This is a genomic window from Pantoea sp. GW821-FHT03E06 (assembly GCF_059420725.1).
In genome coordinates this window covers 400,616-419,537 of sequence record NZ_JBWKUG010000001.1, presented here as the reverse complement: position 1 = coordinate 419,537, position 18,922 = coordinate 400,616, and the positions used below count along the sequence as shown (strand labels likewise).

The window sequence follows — 18,922 nt, the reverse complement described above, 5'->3', positions numbered from 1 at the left end:
CTTACGTCCTCTCCCCGCGAATATCCACCGACGGGAACGGATACCGTTCGCCGCGTTCCACCCAATCCATAAAGTCAGCGCGTGCGCCTGGGAAGCCAATCAGCTTCCAGCCCACCATGCCTTGATTGCCGCCGTGGATCGGATCGCTGAAGTACCCCTCGCGGGTGTTTTGCAGCAGGAAGGAGAAGAAGATTTTGGCCGGAAGCTGCGGAAACGCCGCGTTGCCGCTTTCAAACGCGGTCAGCAGTGCATCTTGCTGTTCAGCAGTTAACTCAGCGAACACTTTGCCGTGCTGCTTTTTGCTCCAGCCATCGGCATCGGCGAGACCGAGACGATAGATTTGTTGCGGCACCAGCGGCAGCTGATAGCCCAACTCTTTAGGCAGGTCCGGATTGAACGGGCCTTGCATGTACCAGTTGTTACCGATGGCGTACGGCGTGTTCATTTGACGATCGATAAACTCCGGTACGCCGGCTTCGAGTGCGCCAGGACCGCGTTCATCGCTGGGGATCAGGCGCGCCACGGCCGCGGTAATGAAGGCAAACTCTTCGGCGGTGAACCAGGTTGGCTGGTAGCTCCGCGCCTGTTGTGATGACGATTGTTGCTCTGCTGCCCCGGCGGCCATCGGCGCCACCAGCGCGCCCATCGCCGTACTGCCCACCGCCATTGCCGGCGCCAGGGTGATGGTTCTCAGCAGAAAATCCCTGCGACTGTGACCATTTTTTTGTTCTGACATGACATTGCCTCAGTACCACATATAATGCGATACGAAAGTTAAGTAGTTGCGTAGTATTGTTTTTTTATTGATAGCTTAAGGGATACAGCGTCACTGTTACCGGTAACAGCGCACAAAGTGTAACACCATTGCTGTTAATAATTTAGTTCGTAGAAACAAATCCGCACAAATTACTTAACATTTGCCGCTGTCGCTTTACATCGCAGCGGCGAAGCTGTCATCGTCAGATACAACCCACAACAGACAGATAACCCTATAAAGCGGTATAAAAGCGTACACACAACAGCGGAGTGCCTATGTTTAAGTCCTTTTTTCCGCGGCCATCGCTGTTTTTCAGCTCAGCTGCGATTTGGAGTTTGATAGCAATTTTTGCCTGGTTTGGCTTTTTCAATGACTTTCCCGCGCGCTGGCCGGCATTACAGGCGGCGATGCAACAGCCATTACCCACCAATGCCAGCCGATTTATTCACGTCAGCCAGCTCTGGTTTTATGCTTATTACTGGATTGTGGCTGGGATCTTTGGCCTTGCATGGCGCGTGATTGATAACCATCCGTGGCAGCGCTGGTCGGTGTGGGGGTCAATGCTGATCATCTTCGTCACCTGGTTTGGCGTGCAGGTTGGCGTGGGCGTGAATGCCTGGTACGGCCCGTTCTATGACATGATCCAGCAGGCGTTAACCAAAGCCGGTTCCGTCGCTATCCATCAATTCTATGTGCAAGTATTGGCGTTTCTCGGCATCGCGCTGATTGCGGTGGTGATTGGCGTGATGAACTCGTTCTTCGTCAGTCACTGGGTGTTCCGCTGGCGTACCGCGATGAACAATTACTACATGCACAACTGGCAGCGTCTGCGTCTGGTTGAGGGTGCAGCGCAGCGTGTGCAGGAAGACACCATGCGTTTCGCCGGTACGCTGCAGGACTGGGGCATTAACTTTATTCAGGCGATTATGACGCTGGTGGCGTTTTTGCCGGTGCTGGTGACGCTGTCGCACCATGTGAAAGAGGTGCCGATTCTCGGCAGCATTCCGTATGCATTGGTGATTGCCGCGCTGCTGTGGTCGCTGTTTGGTACTGCGCTGCTGGCGATGGTGGGGATAAAACTGCCGGGGCTGGAGTTCCGCAATCAGCGTGTGGAAGCGGCCTATCGTAAAGAGCTGGTGTACGGCGAAGACGATCCGGAGCGCGCCGCCCCGCCAACGGTGCATGAGTTATTTACTCGCGTGCGTCAGAACTACTTCCGCCTCTATTTCCACTATTTGTACTTCAACATCACGCGCATTATGTATTTGCAGGTGGATAACGTGTTCGGGCTGTTTGTGCTGTTCCCGTCGATTGTGGCGGGCACCATCACCTTGGGTCTGCTGAACCAGATCACCAACGTGTTTGATCAGGTGCGATCGTCGTTCCAGTATTTGATCACCTCGTGGTCAACGCTGATTACGCTGATGTCGATCTACAAACGTCTGCGCAGTTTCGAGCAGATTCTGGATGATATTCCGCACGATGAGATGATGCGCGAAGCGGCGGAGTAAGGTGCAGACTGTGAAACGGTGCGCATGAATGCGCTAACCCATTCTGCGATCATTGAAACGGTGCGCATGAATGCGCACCCTACGATGTAGGGTCGCCATTAATGGCGACCTGGCTACGCTAGCGCGCTAACACCGCAAACACCTTCTCAATCGCATACGCGCCCGGGTCTTTCACCCCATCCAGACTTTGTTGATTCAGATAAGCGGAGCGTCCGGCTTTGGCGCTCTGCATCTGCGCGGTCGCATCTGCGCCTTGCTGTGCGGCCTTAGCGGCCGCCGCCAGCGACTCGCCTGCGACTAACGCTTCCAGCGCCGGTTGCAGCGCATCCACCAGCGTACGATGCCCCGGCTGCGCACCACCGTAATGCTTCATGCGTTCCAGGCCGTGCATCAACGCCTGCGGCAGCGCGCTGCCCTCTTCCAGCTGCTGGCCGGCACTGGTGAACAGAATCGACATCAATACGCCGCTCGATCCGCCCATCACCGTTGCCAGCTGCTCACCAATCAGCGCCAGCAACGTTGGCAGCTCATCCAGCGGCAGCTGCTTATCATTGAGGCCGCGCTGAATCTTCTTCGCTCCGGCGGCAAAGGTCGAACCGGTATCACCGTCGCCAACTTTGGCATCCAGCGCGTTCAGTTCACTTTCCAAATCGATCAACGTCTGCGTGACGCCTGCAACAATCTTCGCTACTTCGGCATTCTCAGATGCATCAAAATCCAGCACGCTGCCGATTTTCTCTGCACGTTGCAGGCTGATCGGTGCAAAGTCATACATTGGCACCCAGCCCAGCACCTGAACCGGCGCGCTTAATGCTTCCAGAAACGCCTCTTCCAGCGCCAGCAGCGACAGTGAGAAGCCTTTCATATCCAGCGCACTCACCAGCGTCGCCGGGCCAATCAGATGGGTGATGCGCGCCGCCAGCGGCGACTGCAGCACTTCACGCGTCAGCAACGCCAGCTCCAGCTGTGAAAAGCCGCCGAGGTTGTTAATCAGCAGCAGCGCCTGCTTGCCGTCCGGCAACGCCTGCGCCAGTTTATCTGACATGATGCTGCTGATTTTACGGCTGTTTTGCGTATCGAGCGTCACCACGCCCGGCTCGCCGTGAATGCCCATGCCGAGCTCGCTGTGGCCTGGCTCAACGCGTTCATCGCGCTTTTCGCCTGGCACATGACAGGTGGCAAAGGCCAGACCAATCGACGAGGTGGCATCAATCGCGCGCTGCGCCAGCGCTTTGACCTCATCCAGCGATTGCCCCTGCTCTGCGGCAAAACCGGCGATTTTGTGCACCAGCACCGTGCCGGCAATGCCGCGCGGCTGCGGGTTTTCCGGTAGCGCGATATCATCCTGCACCATCACCAGCTCAACCTTGTAGCCGAGGTTTTTCGCTTTCTCGGCCGCCAGACCAAAGTTGAGACGGTCGCCGGTATAGTTCTTCACAATCAGCAGGCAACCGGCGTCGCCCGTCACGTTCACGATGGCGTTTAGCACCGCATCGACGCTCGGCGAGGCAAAAATGTCGCCACACACCGCCGCCGTCAGCATGCCTTTACCGACGAATCCGGCATGCGCCGGTTCATGACCGGAACCGCCACCCGAAATCAGCGCCACTTTGCTCTTATCCCAGTCCGAACGCACCACCACACGGATCTCATCGCCAAGATCGAGGCGACTGAGGTTATGCCACGGCGTACTGAGTAAAACCCCTTCGATGGCTTCGTTTACCAGATCGTTTTTCTCATGCATAAAAAACTGGCTCATAGCGTCCTCTCTTATGGTGTTGTCGTCCTACAGGGTAGCGTATAACGCATCGCAGAAATGCAAAGGGCGGCACAAGCCGCCCTCTAATTCAGACTATTACCGCTTATAAGGCGATACGAAGAACGCTGTCCGGATTCTTAGGTGGCTCTTTGCGTGAACCCGGCTGCTTGATACTGACGAACAGCGTTTTGCCATCGGCTGAGAGCGCCAGGCTGTTTGGCAGGCCCGGCGCTTTCACCGTGCGTTTCACCTTATAGCTGCTGGCGTCGATGATGCTGATTTCACCGGCTTTACGGTGGGTGACGTACAGCTCATCACGATCGGCATTGAACAACACCGCCAGCGATTCCGGCACAGCGATCTTGTGAATCACTTCCTGCGTACGCGTGTCCAGCACCAGCACCTGCGGCTGCTTTGAATCGCTGAGGAAGGCGCGATGGCCTTGAGTGTCCAGCGAGATGTTAAGGAAGAAGTGATCTTTGTCGCCCTCAATTTTCTGACGTTTTTCAATCGCGTTCAGACGCGTATTGATGGTGACCAGCTCGTTATCCGCATTGGTCACATACAGCTTCTGCGCCGCAGAATCGATCGCCAAACCGGTGCCCATTTTGCCGGTGTTCGGCACGGTGCTAATCAGTTTCAGGGTTTTGCCATCCACTACCCACACCACGCTCTGCTCACCAAGACCCGTGATATACACGCGATCGGTAGCCGGATCGACGGCCAGCTGGCGCGGCTGCAGCGGACGCACGGTTTCACTGCGCTTGCGACCATCCAGCACCAGCGTGTTGATCACTTTGCCGCTGGTCGCATCCACCGCCGTCAGTGAACCGTCGCGCGTGTTACCGAAATAGAGCGTGTTGGTTTTCTGGTTGATGGCTGCGCCAAAGGTCGGCAGATCGGTGCTGATGGTTTGCTTCACCGCCAGATCCTGCGGATCGAGACGATAAACGGTGCCGCCTTTTTTGTCGGTTGTGCTTTGCGCGGTCGCAAGGAACAGCGCGTTATCGCTATTGCTAAACGCCAGCTCATAAGCGCCTTTTGCAATCACCTGATTCAACGGCTGAGTTTCCGCCGCAATCGCCGCAGAGGTAGAGAACAGCGCCGTTGCCAGCAACAGAGGACGCAGCGCCCACGATTTTTTATTCGCCTTCATAACTTCTCCATAGCAAAAACACCGCCTGATGGCAGTGAAGTGAAAGCTCGACATTACAACCAATGTAAAAAAGACAGCCCGAGGCGAGCCGACAAAAGAGGTTATTATTTGAGAATAGTAATCATTTCGGAGGGAAAGTGACAGGATTTTATCAGGTTAGCAACGCCGCCAGGGCGCCCGAAGGCACCCTGTCAGCACAGAACGTTTATGCGACTTACTTGGTCAGTTCAGCAGTCATGTGCACGCCGTTGTTGAAGTTGGCTTCGGTCACTTTATAGGAAGCACCAGCTTCATGCGCCTGAGCAGCGATTTGCGCTTCTGCGCCATCCAGCGTTGAAGCGGTTGCAGTGATGCTTTGTGCAAAGCTTGCGAATGGCAGAACGGTAAGAGCAACAACAGCAGCAAAAGTTTTGATAGATTTCATGGTCAATTCCTTAATGTACGTTTAATTGAGTAAGGCGTTATCGCCTTGTTGAGAGACATAATAGGCGCAGAATTGATCAGTAAAAAGCGGAGAGATTTGCCGTAGTTGTTCGATTATTTTGAACATATAAAGCACGTTTAGATTAACCTTGCTGCAAACGGTTAAAAATCTGACATTTAGTTAAAAGGCAGGATAAATGGCTGTGATAGGTATTTGTAAGAATCCATGCGGTTATCAACCCGGTCGCCATAAATGGCGCCCCTACGCTGTTGTAGGGTCGCCATTTATGGCGACCGGGTAGTGATTAACCGTGATGCCTAACGCGGGTGAAAATGGTGATAGCGGCTAACAGCATGAGCACGCCGCTGGCGAGGAACACGCCGCCTGCGCCCTGCAGATCAAACATCCAGCCACCCGCTGCGGCACCGGCGGTGATCGCCAGTTGAATGGTTGCCACCAGCAAACCACCGCCCGATTCGGCATCATCCGGCACCGCACGTGAAAGCCACGTTGACCAGCCGGTTGGCATTGAACCAAACGCCAACCCCCACAGCGCCACGCCCGCGCCCACCAGCCACGACACGTTGCCAAAACTCACCAACACCAGCGCCGTCACGCTCATGACCAGCGCCATTCCCGTCAGCGTCAGCGAAACGCTGCGCGTCACCAGATAACCGGCCAGCGAGGTACCAAAGAAGTTGGCCACGCCAAACGCCAGCAGCACCAGCGACAGCTGATTCACATTAAGCTGCGCGCTACCTTCCAGGAACGGACGCAGGTAGGTAAAGAAGGCAAAGTGGCCGGTGAACATCATGATTACTGCCAGCATGCCCCAGCGCATCACACTGTTACGCAGCAGATCCAGTACGCCACCGCTGCGCGCTTTGTTCACGGGCGGCATCGCAGGCAAGGTGAAAAACTGCCATAACAACGCCAGCACGCCCAGCGCCGCGGTCAGCATGAAGATATTACGCCAGCCGATAATCGCCCCCAGATAACTGCCGAGCGGCGCGGCAATGATGGTTGCCAGTGAAATACCGCTGAACACGATTGAGAGCGCACGCGGCACCTGATCGCTCGGCACCAGTCGCATGGTAATGGCGGTAGACAGCGTCCAGAAACCGCCAATCGCCACGCCCAGCAGCACGCGGGCCAGCAGAATCATCGGCAGATTCTCAGCGAAGGCCACCAGCAGCGCGGAGGCGATCAGCAGTAGCGTAAAGCCCAGCATCACCAGACGGCGATCGATCTGACGCGTTACGTTACCGATCACCAAACTGGTGAGCAGTGCCACCAGCGCGGTGACGGTCACCGTTTGTCCCGCCTGTCCTTCGCTGATATGCAGCGTGTCGGCGATCGGCGTTAGCAAGCTCACCGGTAAAAATTCCGCGGTAATCAGGCCGAACACGCCAAACGCCATGGCAAACACCGCACCCCACTCCGGTTTCGTCACCTCTAAAGGTGATTCGACTATTTCAGTTTCCAGGCTCATCTGTGATCCCCATCACAAAATATTAGGCTTTAAGCATAGAGACTCCCATCAAGACGATCTATGATGCAGAAACTTTGTTTTTTGATTATTCGTCTGGATTCGTATGAGCCGCTATGAAGATCTGACCAGTGAACTGTTGATGGGCATGCGCCTGTACGGCGTCAAATATCAGCGTATCGCGCTGCATACGCCGTTCGGTTTGCAATATGACGACGCGCCAGGCCGCGCGCAGCTGCATTTTGTTGGGCGCGGATCCTTGCTGATCCGCTCCGCGTCGGGCGTGATCTATCCGCTGCAAGCCGGCGATGCGCTGCTGATTCCGCACGGCAAACCGCACGCGTTAATCTCGTCTGAAGACGCAATCTGCGAACCCATCTCCACGTTTAACAGCCGACCGATTTGCGCCAGCGTTTGCGCCATCGACGACAGCAGCGAGCTATGCCCGGATAACAGCGATGTGATTCTGTTCAGTGCCTGCATGGCGTTCGAACTCGGCGGCATGCAGCCGCTGGTGCACACCATGCCGGATGTGATGCTGGTGAGTACGCTGCTGGCGCAATATCCCGAGATCCAGCCGATTCTCGATGCAATGGAGCGTGAAACGCGCCAGCGCAAAGCCGGTTTTGCCGGGATTTTGTCGCGGCTGGCGGACGTTGTGGCGGCGCAGATTGTGCGCGGTTGGGTGGAAAACGGCTGTGGCAAAGGCAGCGGACTGGTGCAGGCGCTGCGCGATCCGCGTCTCAGCCAGGCAATGGCGGCGATGCACCGCGCGCCCGGAGAGAACTGGACGGTGGAACGACTGGCGCGTGAATCCGGCAGTTCACGTTCGGTGTTTGCCGCGCGCTTCCAGACGGCAACCGGCATGACGCCGCTGCGTTATCTCACCGAGCTGCGCATGCGGCTGGCGGTAGAACGCATTGTGAATGAGGGGGAAGCGGTGGAAAGCGTCGCCTTCCACCTCGGATATGGTTCGCTGGCGGCGTTTAGCCGCGCGTTTAAACGCATTGTCGGCACCCCACCCGGTGCGCTGCGTGCCGGACGTGAGCTCATCTGAAGATCAACGGAACACGCTGATCGCTTCCACCAGACGGTTGGCCTGATGCTTCATGCGGCCCGACGCCTCTGCGCTTTCGGCTACCCGCGCGGCGTTTTGGTGGGTGATATCGTCGAGATCTTCCACCGCCGTGCTGACCTGCGTTAAGGCAGCGGCCTGCTCGGCGGTGGCACCGCTGATTTGTGCAATCAGCGCGGTGACATTCTGCACCTGGCCGACAATATCCTGCATGGTCTGTCCTGCCGCATCAGCGTGATCGCTACCCGACTGCACCCGGCTGGCGCTGGTTTCCACCAGATGTTTAATTTCGCTGGCCGCCTTGGCGCTACGCTGTGCGAGGTTTCGGACCTCACCGGCCACCACCGCAAATCCTTTGCCCTGCTCACCGGCGCGTGCCGCCTCAACCGCCGCGTTCAATGCCAGAATGTTGGTCTGGAAGGCGATGCCGTCAATCACGCTGGTGATACTGGCAATACGCTGCGAGCTGTCGGCGATCTCCGCCATCATGCCAACCATCTCCTGCATGACTTCGCCGCCCTTGATCGCCGCAGAACTGGTGGATTCTGACAGGCCATTCACTTCACTGGCGGTTTCGGTGTTGCTCTTCACCGTCGCCGTCATTTCATTCATGGTTGCCGCTGTTTGTTGGACGTTGGCGGCCGCCTGTTCCGTGCGACGGCTCAGTTCGTCGTTGCTCCGCGCAATGGCATCGCTGGCGCTCAACACATTGATCGCCTGGCCGCTGACATCATCCACCAACCAGCGAAACATCAGGCCAAGCTGACCGATGGCGCGCAGCGTTACCCCAATCTCGTCAACGCGATCAATCTGTTCAACTTTGTGGCTGGCACCGGTCGCCACACTTAACGCCTGCCGACACATACGCTCCATCGGACGCGAAATTTGCTGCTCCAGCCACAGGCTCGCCAGCAGCAACATCGCCGCCATGCCGCCAGCGAAGCCGCCAATTGCCACAGGAGCCACGCCCAGCAACCAAACGCCCAGCACTGAAAGTGGCAGCAGCGTGAGTAAGGTCGAGCGAATACGCCAGCGCAGCGGCAGCGTTTTCAGCAGCGAGCCGAGGCGGCGCCAGCCGGTACCTACGATCAATCCTTTATAGAAGCGGCGCCCGCCAGCCCGACCTTCACGGAATGCGCGATACAGCGTTTCGGCTTGACGAACCTCCTCTTTCGATGGCTTGGTCCGCACCGACATAAAGCCCTGCACTTTGCCTGCGCGTACTACCGGCACCGCGTTGGCGCGTACCCAATAGTGATCGCCGTTCTTACGACGGTTTTTCACCAGCGCGGTCCACGGCTCTCCCTTTTTCAGGGTTGACCACATATCTGCAAACGCTTCTGGTGGCATATCGGGATGGCGCACCAGATTATGCGGCTGTCCATTCACCTCTTCAGGGGAGAATCCGCTGACGTTGATGAACGCATCGTTGGCGTAGGTGATGTGGCTATTAAGATCGGTGGTCGACATCAAAGTCGCGTCATCGTCAAACGCAAATTCGCGCTGAGTGACGGGCTGATTGTTGCGCATGTGTGTGTCCTTGCAAAACGCAGGCTAAAAGAAAAAAATCTATTACTCTTTTTTACCTTTTCGGCACAAGAACGGTCTGGCTTTAGCATCAGTTCAAAATTAGCGGCAACAAAAAAGCCGCTTTGCAGCGGCTTTCACAGTTTTGTCACTGACCTCATCGATTAACCGGGTTTTACAGTAAACCAGATCAATGTTTTGCTTTTAGCACCCAGATCAGAACTGCCACCTCACGCCAACGTTATATCGCCACCCTTTGGCGCCATTGCCATCAATCTCTTTGCGATAATCCGCCTCGGCGTAAAGTGAAACGTCTTTCTGCACGGTTGCGGTACCACCGGCACCCACTTCCCACATCTGGCCGAAGTGACCGCTGCTGAAGGTGGCGCCCAATGCTGGATTATCCACTGATGAAACCGATGTATCCGCCGTGCCGCCCCAGCCTTTGTAGTAGTTGGCGCGCAGATAAGGCGTGTACTGGCGGTTACTGTCATCAGTCCAGGTGCGATCAAGGCGCGCGCCGAGGCGGCCAATGGTTTGGTTGTAGTCACCGTAACGCACTTTATTGCCGTCTTCATCGGTGAAGTCATTCATGTTCAGCTGCATGTACATTAGCTGCGCCTGCGGCTCCAGCTTGTAACCCTCGCCTAACTCAAACGGATATCCGCTCTCCAGCGACGCTGTCCAACCGTGGCCTTTCAGCTTTGCCACTTCCTGGGTACGGGCAATATCGGTTTCACCACGATGCCAGTCGAAGGACAATACGCCATCCAGATAGAAGCCGCTCTGGCGCTGCCAGGTACCATAAAACGCCAGGCTGTCGCTGTCGAAGGTGGTGCTGCTGTAGCCATCTGCCGCATCAGGACGGATCCGTGTGTTGCCACGCGTATAGGCGATACCGCCGTGCAGACTATCTTTGTCGCCGTCGAGGCGCAGCAGGTTACCGCCGACCTGCACCGCGCTGTAATCCAGGTCGAAGTCATAGCCGTAGTCACGGAAGCTTTGATCGCTTTTGTACTTCATGTTCGAGCCGATATAGCGCAGGAACATCTCGCCGCCATCGCCTTCTGGTCGCGTCTGCTCGTGGCGCAGTTCGCCCAGACGCTTATGCAGGTCGTCAATAATCGCCGCCGTGTAATAGGCCAGGCCCACCGGCGCAGAAACATAGGATGGAACCTGCGGTACCACCGCCGGACGAGAATCGTAGCTGTGTGGGGTACCAAACCCATCGGTGACAAAGGTAGGCTGGCAGCTCGCGCTGTCCTCACAGACGTAGTAATTGGCCAGACGATAATCCCAGTAATTGTTACCACTGCCGCTAACCAGCCGTTGGTTAGCATCGCTGCTGCCCGGCGCGAAGGTGTAGAGCCGATATTGCCACGGCCCCGCGGCCAGATAGCCCCCTTTCAACGCAAAGCTGTCAGGACTGGCATTACCGCCCACCTGCGCCAGCGAAATACCTTCGTTGCCTTCCACACCGCCATTATGATTGAGATCGGTCAACGCACCGGTACTGGCATCCGTCAGTTTCACATTGATAAGCGTGGTGCCCGTGGCATTGCCGGTCACGTTCAGATGGTCGGTGTACTGGTTGCTTAACGCCCCGCCCTCATTGAGAGTGGTGATGAGATTAAGCTGCCCGCCACTCGAGGCCAGCGAACCGGCGATATCGAGCGTGTTGCCCGGCGAACCTGCACCGTTAGTGAGATCCAACGTACCGGCGTTATTCACCACCAGCGAATCGGCAGTGCCGCCAGCCAGCGTAGGATGCACGTTATCGCCCGCGTACAGGGTTGAATCCGCATCCACATTGATGATGCTGTGCGCTAACTTGAGGTTGTCGGTTAACGTCCAGCGGGTGTTGGCAAAGTTGATGGTGCTCCAGCCGCTGCCGAGGTTAACCCCTTTGCTGAGATCGTCGGCGCTGAAGCTGCCGCCGCGCGCGTCGATCTGGCTGAAAGTTAACGTATTGCCGGTGCCAGTGCCGCTGGTGAGATGGTAGGTCGTGCCGAGATCGACATTGCTCACCTCAGCACTGTTGTTATTGTCATTGCCCATCGTCAGGCTGCCGTTAAGCGTGCCGCCCGTCCAGCGGAACACGTCTGAGCCTCCGCCAGGGTTGATATCACCGCGGACATCCCCTTCCGTGAGCAGAATGACGTCATCGGCGTTACTGCCCGCCACCGCCACGGTTTGTGGATTAGCGGTGATGATGTTGCCGAGGTTCTCAAACACCGTTTTCCCCCCACGCAGATCCACCACCGGTGCCGTCAGGCTATTCGAACTGAGATTACCGGTATTAACGATGGTGCCTGCGGTACTGGAAACCAGCGCCGAGCCACCTGCGGCATTATCGATATTGACGTTTGCCGCAGTAGTGATATTGCCGGTGGTATTGGCCTGGATGCCCGTGCCGCCAGCACCGGTAACATTGAACTGATAGCCGGAACCGAGGATTAAATCACCGCTGCTGGTTGAGCCATCGGCATTAGAGATTTTCAGGCCGTTGCCGCTGCCGGACACATTGGTGGTCACCGTGGAGGCGGGATCAAACCCTACGGCGGTACGAATACCGTTACCGTTGCCAACGTTGATGGTGAGATTGCTCAGGCCGACACTGCTCAGTTCAGCACGGTTCTCAATACCGTTGCCGCTCCCTAACACATTCACCGTGGCGTCGCTGGCGCTAAGCGCTGTTGCGCCGCTATCCAGTAAAATACCGTGTGCATTACCGCGCGTGGTGATCACCGTATCGCTGCCGGTTAACGCCAGCTGGGCGCCGTCGCTGATGCGCACACCTGCGGTGCCATTATCGACGTTGATGGTGCCGCCCTTCGCCAGCGTGGTGCCGTTACCGGAGACATCCAACCCGGTGCCATTTGCCACGTTAACCACGCCATTGTTGGTGATCGTGCTGCCCGCACGAGAGCGGATGCCGATGTTGTTGCTGCCGGTGAAATTCACGTTGCCGTTGTTGAGCAATTCAGCGCCGTTCGTCACATCAATGCCCACCGCATTAGTGCCAGCGCCGCTCACGGCACCGTTATTGGTGACTAACGTGGGCGCTGCGCTGCCGTTTAATGCGTTGCTGAGATCGGTACGCAGGTTATTGACCAGCACGCCAACGCTATTGGTGCCGCTGGCATTTATCGTGCTACCGGCTGCCAGCGTTGCCTGCGCGCCACCCTCGGCACGTACGCCCGTACTGCCATCGCCGCTGGCAATAAATTGGCCGTTACCGCTGTTTAGCGTACTGCCGCTTCCTGAGACAATCACACCGGTGCTGTTTGCCGCGCTGCTGGTAATAGCGCTGCCGTTGCTCAGTGCCAGCGTGGCGCCGTCATCAATGCGGTAACCGGTTGAACCGGTTGTGTTGGCATTGAGTGCATTCGCCGCGCTGTTAATGAGCGATCCTGCCCCCGCCGCGTGATAGGCAATCTGGTCACTATTATTGAACACTGGCGTGGACGCCGCAGAGACGTTAACCCGAGCACCGCTCAAGGCTTCAGCGCCAATGGCACCCACGCCGTTAAGATTCAGTGCGCCGCTGTTAAGATTGGCCACCGCGCCACTGCCGCTGGCACTGACGCCACGCGTCCGCGCCCCCGTGCTGCCGCCGTTAACGTTGATGATGCCGCTGTTATTCGCCGTGGTGGTGGTACCGCTGCTGTTAACAGAAATACCGGTGCCGCCATCGTTAATGTTGATATTGCCACTGTTGGTGCCGGTGGCACCGCTTTCCACCCGAATGCCGGTCGCGTTGGCGCCCGTAAAGTTAATATCCCCGGTGTTGGTTAACTGCGCACGATTACGCGCCAGGTAGCCGGTTAATCCACTCGCATTAGAATTGAGTGTCGCAGCAGAATTAAGACTGGTGCTGGCAACCGGAGAACCGCTGTTTTTACCAAAAATATCGTGCTTCTGGCCGTCGACAATTGCCCCAATGGCATTGCTTCCGGTGAGGTTCATGGTGGTGGTGTTAGCAATGACGCCGGTTGCTCCTCCTTCAACGGTGATGCCATTTGCACCGGTGCCACTGACGTTAATTTGCGCCGCATCCGTGTTCACATTGGTGCCGGGGCCGCTGCCAACAACGGCGGTGGAACCCGCGCCTGAAGCCGTCAGCAGCAAATTATTACCTTCGAAAAGTGCCCCCTGTTCGACCCGGAACAGCGTTGAGTTCTGTGTCGTTACGTCAAAAGGATTACTGCCCAGCACGTTAATCAGCGCTTTCGGGCCGTATGCGAAGAAGGCAATCTGATTAGTACCGCTGGAGAAGGTTGGCACAGCGGCAGGATCGACGGTAACCGTTGCATCACCGCGCGCGTGTACGCCAATCGCCCCGTTCCCGCTAAGGTTGATGGGACCGCCTATCGTCGCCTGCGCGCTACCGGTCGCTCCCTGGCCCTCAACCCACACACCGTAGTTGCGCGTACCGCTGGCGGGATCGGCACCGCCCGCGACGTTGATGACGCCGGTTGAGGTGGCGCTAGCCGTATTACCATTGGTTGCCAGCACCTTCAGCCCGGTGCCATTCACGCCGTTGAGATTAATCACGCCGGTGTTACTGTTAGTGATCGTGCCTGAACTGTTAGTCACCAACATACCGACATTTTCACGCGGTATGGCCGCTGCGGCACCGTTTACGTTGATGATGCCGTTGTTGACCATCGTGACATTATTGGCACCGGTTGCCGACATCCCCGCCGCATTTTGCGTTTTGCTACCAATGGTGATGGTGCCGTCATTGGTGGCGCTACCGTTAGCCACCAGCGCAATACCGCTGGTCAATCCGCTCTGGTTCATCGCCGTATCGGCAGCCGCATCGCCCGGGCTATTTTGTGGTCCACGACCAATATAAATAGTGCCGCTGCTGGTATTGGTAAACGTGGAGGTGGCATCGGTGAGCAATACGCCCGAGGTGATGCCACGTGCGCTGGAGCCATTGACACCAACGTTAATGTTACCGCTGTTTGTGGCGGTGGAGGTGGCCCCCAGGTTGATACCGGCCACGCCATACGTGGAGTTACTGCCGGTAGTGGCGAGGTTGAGAATACCGTTATTATCGAAAGTACTGCCGTTTTGTACATTCACACCGTTGGCACCGTAACCGGTCGATCCTATACCGGTGCCATCCTGACGATTAAGAAAACCGCCGTTAATGACGCCGTTATTGGTGCCCTTACCGTTATCGGTTAATACCAGCGCGGTGCCGTTATTGGTATTGCTTCCACGACTCGCCAGCTTGCCATTAATCACGGCTTCAGCGCCGTTCGAGACTTTTATCGCTCCGCCCGCAGAAGCGCCAATAACTTCAAGCGTTTTGCCCGCCGCCAGATTCACTTTCGTTCCGGCACCCTCGGCATTAATCACAATGCGATCGCCGATCGGTTGCGTGACTTCGTCCGGCGGCGTAGCGCTGACGTCATACACGATATTGGCATTGGTGAAGGTAACGGCTTTATTGAATTCAGTCAGGTAGCGGGTTTTATCGAGATTGCCGGCCTGAAGCTGGCTGATTAACCAGTTGTTATAGCTCTGCAGCTGCCCAGCATTGGTGACGGTGAAATTGGTGCTCTTGCCATCCAGCGTCTGTACGCTGAATGCCCCGCCATAGGTGGCAAGATTTTGTACCTGATAGCTACTGGTGGCCGATCCCGATCCATCCGGTGTCGCGGTCGAACCGAAAAAATTAATGCGGTTATTGCTGTTCCAGTTGACGGTACTGCCCGCATCGACGTTAAACAATTGCGTCTGCTTTGCCGCCATTGTCCAGCTATTGGTGGCTGCGCTGCTGGCCGCATTGGCCTGGCCGATATTGACATCCAGCGTGCCGCCGCCCGTGACATCCGCAATCCGCGCATTAATGTATTGCCCATCATTTACGTTTTGGATATCAGGCACGCTGGTGGCGCTGGTGACGGGCGCCAGTGCCACCAGGCTGGCAGGGTTATACACCTGGAAGGTGGTGTTAGTACCGGTAGTCGGATCGGGCGTGGTGATAGCAAAGTTTTGCGGGCCAGGATCGAGGCGATCCTGATTAAGATATTGCGAACCGGAGGTGATCGCCACTTGCCCGAGGGTGGTGGTTACCGCCCCGTCCGTGCCTGGAGTAAACGCCTGGTTACCCGTCAGGGTTTCGCTATTACCATCGACGACAACTTTACCCACCTGGTTATCATTAGCTTGCGGCGTATACGCGCCTAATGTAACAGCCTGACTCTGAATCGCTGGATAGAACAGCAGCTGCGCCGCCATCATCCCTATCGCGATCGGATTTAATTTAAACCTCATACTTCCTCCAGTGGGCGTGCAGCGTCCACGCTGTTATTGCAACAGCGTTAAATTCATCTTGATGGGGATAAAACGGCAGGTTAATACCAATCCCGTGTCGTCATTTAATTCGAGAACAACTGTGTGAAGAAAGTAAGGCGTAGCGTTAAAGGGATGGATCGGTTGTTATAGATTTATTGGCTGTAGGTATAGACTTTTTTATTAACTGATGCAAAAGGGAATTTTGACTAACTTATTGTCATATGGGAGAAATAATTGCGAGCAGGGTTATAAATTGCAAATAATTTAAGACCAATATTAATTGAGAGACTAGCTTTCCAACTCATTAATAATTCTTTTATTTTTTCATAACACTTTACTTACACTCGGTCCGATAACGGCAAAAATAACCTAAACGAGTAAGCGATACGAGAAAATGCAAAAATGTGACTCAAATCACTATTTTTTCGGTCGCCATAAATGGCGCCCCTACGCTGTAGGGTGCACATTAATGCGCACCGAACCAACATCCGCACTGCATTTAGCTCAAATCCACATTTCGCGTTCCGCCCCACCACGTAAATGCGAAGCCTCCAATCCACGCCACTATTAGCCCGGCTAAATACACCGCCATACCGGCAAAAATTCCCTGGGATGAGGTCATTAACGGTAGCGTCACCAGCCCCGATGGACCAAACACCGTGTTCATCCCGACGGGCAGGCCCAGCCACGCCACCAGTCCAATAAAGAAGCCGCCCAGCGCACCGCCCAGACAGGCAGTAATAAAGGGTTTGAGGCGCGGCAGCGTCACGCCATAAATCAGCGGCTCGCCCACACCCAATAAGCCCGGCACAATCGCGCCCTTAATTTGCTTACGCAGCAGCGAATGCTTATCGGCTTTGCACCACAGCGCTAGCGAAGCACCCACCTGCCCGGCTCCGGCCATCGCCAGTATCGGAAAAAGTGAATTAAACCCCTGGGTTTCCATTAGAGCAAAATAGACCGGAATAAAGCCTTGATGGATACCGAACATCACCGCAATTAAAAACAGCCCGGCGAGGAGAGCACAGCCAAACGGATTACTGTTTAAATTGATGAAAAGCCATGACATCCCTTTAAATAATTCACCGCCAATCGGCATAATGACCATGAAGGTGACGGCGCCAGTAATAAGTAATGTCAGCAGTGACGTCAAAATCATATCGAGATTATCGGGAACCACTTTTCGCAGCTGTTTCTCAACCCAGGCACCAAATATAGCCGCCAGCAGCACGCCAATAATGTTGCCGCGCGGATCGATCGCCATACCAAAGAAATCTTCCATGCCGCTGTAATAGCCGACCGTGGCTTTGGGCACATAGCCGAGGATAAACAGCGAAGCGACGATCGCGCCGTTCACGCCGGTGCCACCAAAGGCTTTCTGCGCGTTATAACCAATCAAAATACTCAGGAACGTGAACAACCCTTTGCCGAACACCTTCATGTACGCCACGGTCGCAAGCAGCCAGCGCGCGTGTTCGCCGGGCTGATTAAGGTGGAATACCTGCTCAATCAGCGTGGCAAAGCCCAGGAGCAAACCGGCACCGATGAAACCAGGGATCAGCGGCGTAAAAATGGTGGCAAAGCGGGAGAGGAAACGGTGCAATGCGCTGGTTTGCTTCGCCTTCATCTGCTGCTTTTGCGCGGAGGCAATACCTTGCAGCTCCTGTGATGCAGCGGCTTCACTGCCATCATTGAGTAACGCCTGCATCTTCTCTGCCGCGGTTTGCGCCTTACCGGGGCCAAGCACGATTTGTAACTGCGCATCGCTCTCAATGACACCCAATACGCCCGGGAGCGTTTTAAGCTTTGCGCTATCAACACCTGCAGCATCTGCCAGCGTCAGGCGCAGGCGTGTCATACAGTTGCCGCACTGCACCACATTGGTTGCGCCACCCACCGCCTGCAAAATGTCGCGCACTACACCTTCGATAGCGGCCATTAATTAGCTCCTGCGCCACGCAAAGCGTTACGGATAAAGCCCTGATTCTGGCTCAGCAGGGCTTGCGCCTCTTCAGCATTGAGTTCGGCCAGCACCATCACAATCGCGGTTTTACAGTGTCCGTGACAGGCTGCCAGCGCCTGCTGCGCGGTGGCATCGTCACACTCGGTGGCTTGCTTAACAATATTCACCTGGCGCTGTACCAGCTTCTGATTGGTGGCTTCAACATCGACCATAAGATTGCCATACACCTTGCCGCTGCGAATCATCGCCCCGGTAGTGAGCATATTCAGCACCAGCTTCTGCGCGGTGCCGGCTTTCATGCGCGAAGAACCGGTCACCACTTCGGGGCCAACCACCGGCGTCAGCGCCACATCAGCGACCTGTGACATCGGGCTGTTAGGGTTACAGGTCAACGCGGCGGTAAAAGCCCCTTGCTGGCGGGCATACGCCAGAGCGCCAAGCACATAAGGTGTCCGGCCGCTGGCAGCAATGCCCACCAGCACATCGTTGGCGCTAAAAGCAATATCACGCAGATCCTGTGCACCCTGCTCAACGTTGTCTTCGGCGTTTTCTACCGCCTGCAGAATTGCAGCGTGGCCACCCGCAATCAATCCCACCACCTGGCTGCGCGGCGTGCCAAAAGTAGGCGGACATTCACTGGCATCAAGGATGCCCAAACGCCCCGACGTGCCCGCGCCACAGTAGATGAGACGGCCGCCTTTACTGAAAGCCGCAGTAATAGCATCCACCACCTGCGCAATCTGCGGCACGATGGCTTCTACCGCCAGCGCCACTTTTTTGTCTTCATCATTAATCACGCGCAGCATGGCTTCAGTCTCCAGCTCATCAATGTTTTGGCTGGCGGGATTACGGCCTTCGGTAATCATCTGGCTGAGATCGATCTGCATGACAGGCTCCTGTGAGAGAATAATTTATTCAACAAACTATATATCACAAAGAATTGTTA

The 18,922-nt window shown here is 56.0% G+C and carries 11 protein-coding genes; 2 read left to right on the top strand and 9 right to left on the bottom strand.

Annotated elements, in window-relative coordinates:
- Nucleotide 1 precedes the first annotated feature (1 nt).
- Complete coding sequence (locus AC07WB_RS01890; protein ID WP_097095180.1) at nt 2-736, bottom strand: gluconate 2-dehydrogenase subunit 3 family protein; 735 nt, start codon at nt 734-736, stop codon at nt 2-4.
- A 296-nt stretch (nt 737-1,032) separates the two neighbouring features.
- On the opposite strand from AC07WB_RS01890, the gene sbmA reads away from it, so the two are divergent.
- The gene (gene sbmA, locus AC07WB_RS01885; RefSeq protein WP_345827411.1) at nt 1,033-2,268 is read left to right on the top strand and encodes a peptide antibiotic transporter SbmA; all 1,236 of its coding nucleotides are present in this window, start codon (nt 1,033-1,035) and stop codon (nt 2,266-2,268) included.
- A gap of 118 nt (nt 2,269-2,386) precedes the next feature.
- Here the strand turns inward: sbmA and AC07WB_RS01880 are convergent, their stop codons facing one another.
- The 4 genes from AC07WB_RS01880 to AC07WB_RS01865 form a co-directional block, all read right to left on the bottom strand.
- Nucleotides 2,387-4,027, bottom strand: coding sequence for a dihydroxyacetone kinase subunit DhaK (locus AC07WB_RS01880; RefSeq protein ID WP_494939945.1), 1,641 nt, complete (start codon nt 4,025-4,027; stop codon nt 2,387-2,389).
- Between the two features lie 103 nt (nt 4,028-4,130).
- On the bottom strand, nt 4,131-5,183 hold the full coding sequence (yncE, locus tag AC07WB_RS01875) for a 7-bladed beta-propeller protein YncE (RefSeq protein WP_494939944.1): 1,053 nt from the start codon (nt 5,181-5,183) through the stop codon (nt 4,131-4,133).
- Between the two features lie 214 nt (nt 5,184-5,397).
- On the bottom strand, nt 5,398-5,607 hold the full coding sequence (locus tag AC07WB_RS01870; RefSeq protein WP_007888545.1) for a YdgH/BhsA/McbA family protein: 210 nt from the start codon (nt 5,605-5,607) through the stop codon (nt 5,398-5,400).
- Nucleotides 5,608-5,911: 304 nt separating this feature from the next.
- Complete coding sequence (locus tag AC07WB_RS01865; RefSeq protein ID WP_494939943.1) at nt 5,912-7,099, bottom strand: MFS transporter; 1,188 nt, start codon at nt 7,097-7,099, stop codon at nt 5,912-5,914.
- Nucleotides 7,100-7,202: 103 nt separating this feature from the next.
- On the opposite strand from AC07WB_RS01865, the gene AC07WB_RS01860 reads away from it, so the two are divergent.
- On the top strand, nt 7,203-8,153 hold the full coding sequence (locus tag AC07WB_RS01860; RefSeq protein ID WP_097095185.1) for an AraC family transcriptional regulator: 951 nt from the start codon (nt 7,203-7,205) through the stop codon (nt 8,151-8,153).
- Between the two features lie 3 nt (nt 8,154-8,156).
- Here the strand turns inward: AC07WB_RS01860 and AC07WB_RS01855 are convergent, their stop codons facing one another.
- The 4 genes from AC07WB_RS01855 to murQ all read right to left on the bottom strand — a co-directional run bounded on the left by AC07WB_RS01855 (nt 8,157) and on the right by murQ (nt 18,863).
- On the bottom strand, nt 8,157-9,701 hold the full coding sequence (locus tag AC07WB_RS01855; protein WP_494939942.1) for a methyl-accepting chemotaxis protein: 1,545 nt from the start codon (nt 9,699-9,701) through the stop codon (nt 8,157-8,159).
- 213 nt (nt 9,702-9,914) lie between these two features.
- Nucleotides 9,915-15,992 (bottom strand): autotransporter outer membrane beta-barrel domain-containing protein, encoded by a 6,078-nt coding sequence (locus AC07WB_RS01850; protein ID WP_494939941.1) that lies wholly within the window; start codon nt 15,990-15,992, stop codon nt 9,915-9,917.
- A gap of 520 nt (nt 15,993-16,512) precedes the next feature.
- Nucleotides 16,513-17,952 carry a PTS N-acetylmuramic acid transporter subunit IIBC gene (gene murP / locus AC07WB_RS01845; RefSeq protein WP_097095188.1) on the bottom strand — a complete coding sequence of 480 codons (1,440 nt, stop codon included), beginning with the start codon at nt 17,950-17,952 and terminating at the stop codon, nt 16,513-16,515.
- Nucleotides 17,952-18,863 carry an N-acetylmuramic acid 6-phosphate etherase gene (murQ, locus tag AC07WB_RS01840; protein ID WP_345827417.1) on the bottom strand — a complete coding sequence of 304 codons (912 nt, stop codon included), beginning with the start codon at nt 18,861-18,863 and terminating at the stop codon, nt 17,952-17,954. The genes murP and murQ overlap by 1 nt, the downstream gene beginning before the upstream one ends.
- Nucleotides 18,864-18,922: the final 59 nt, after the last annotated feature.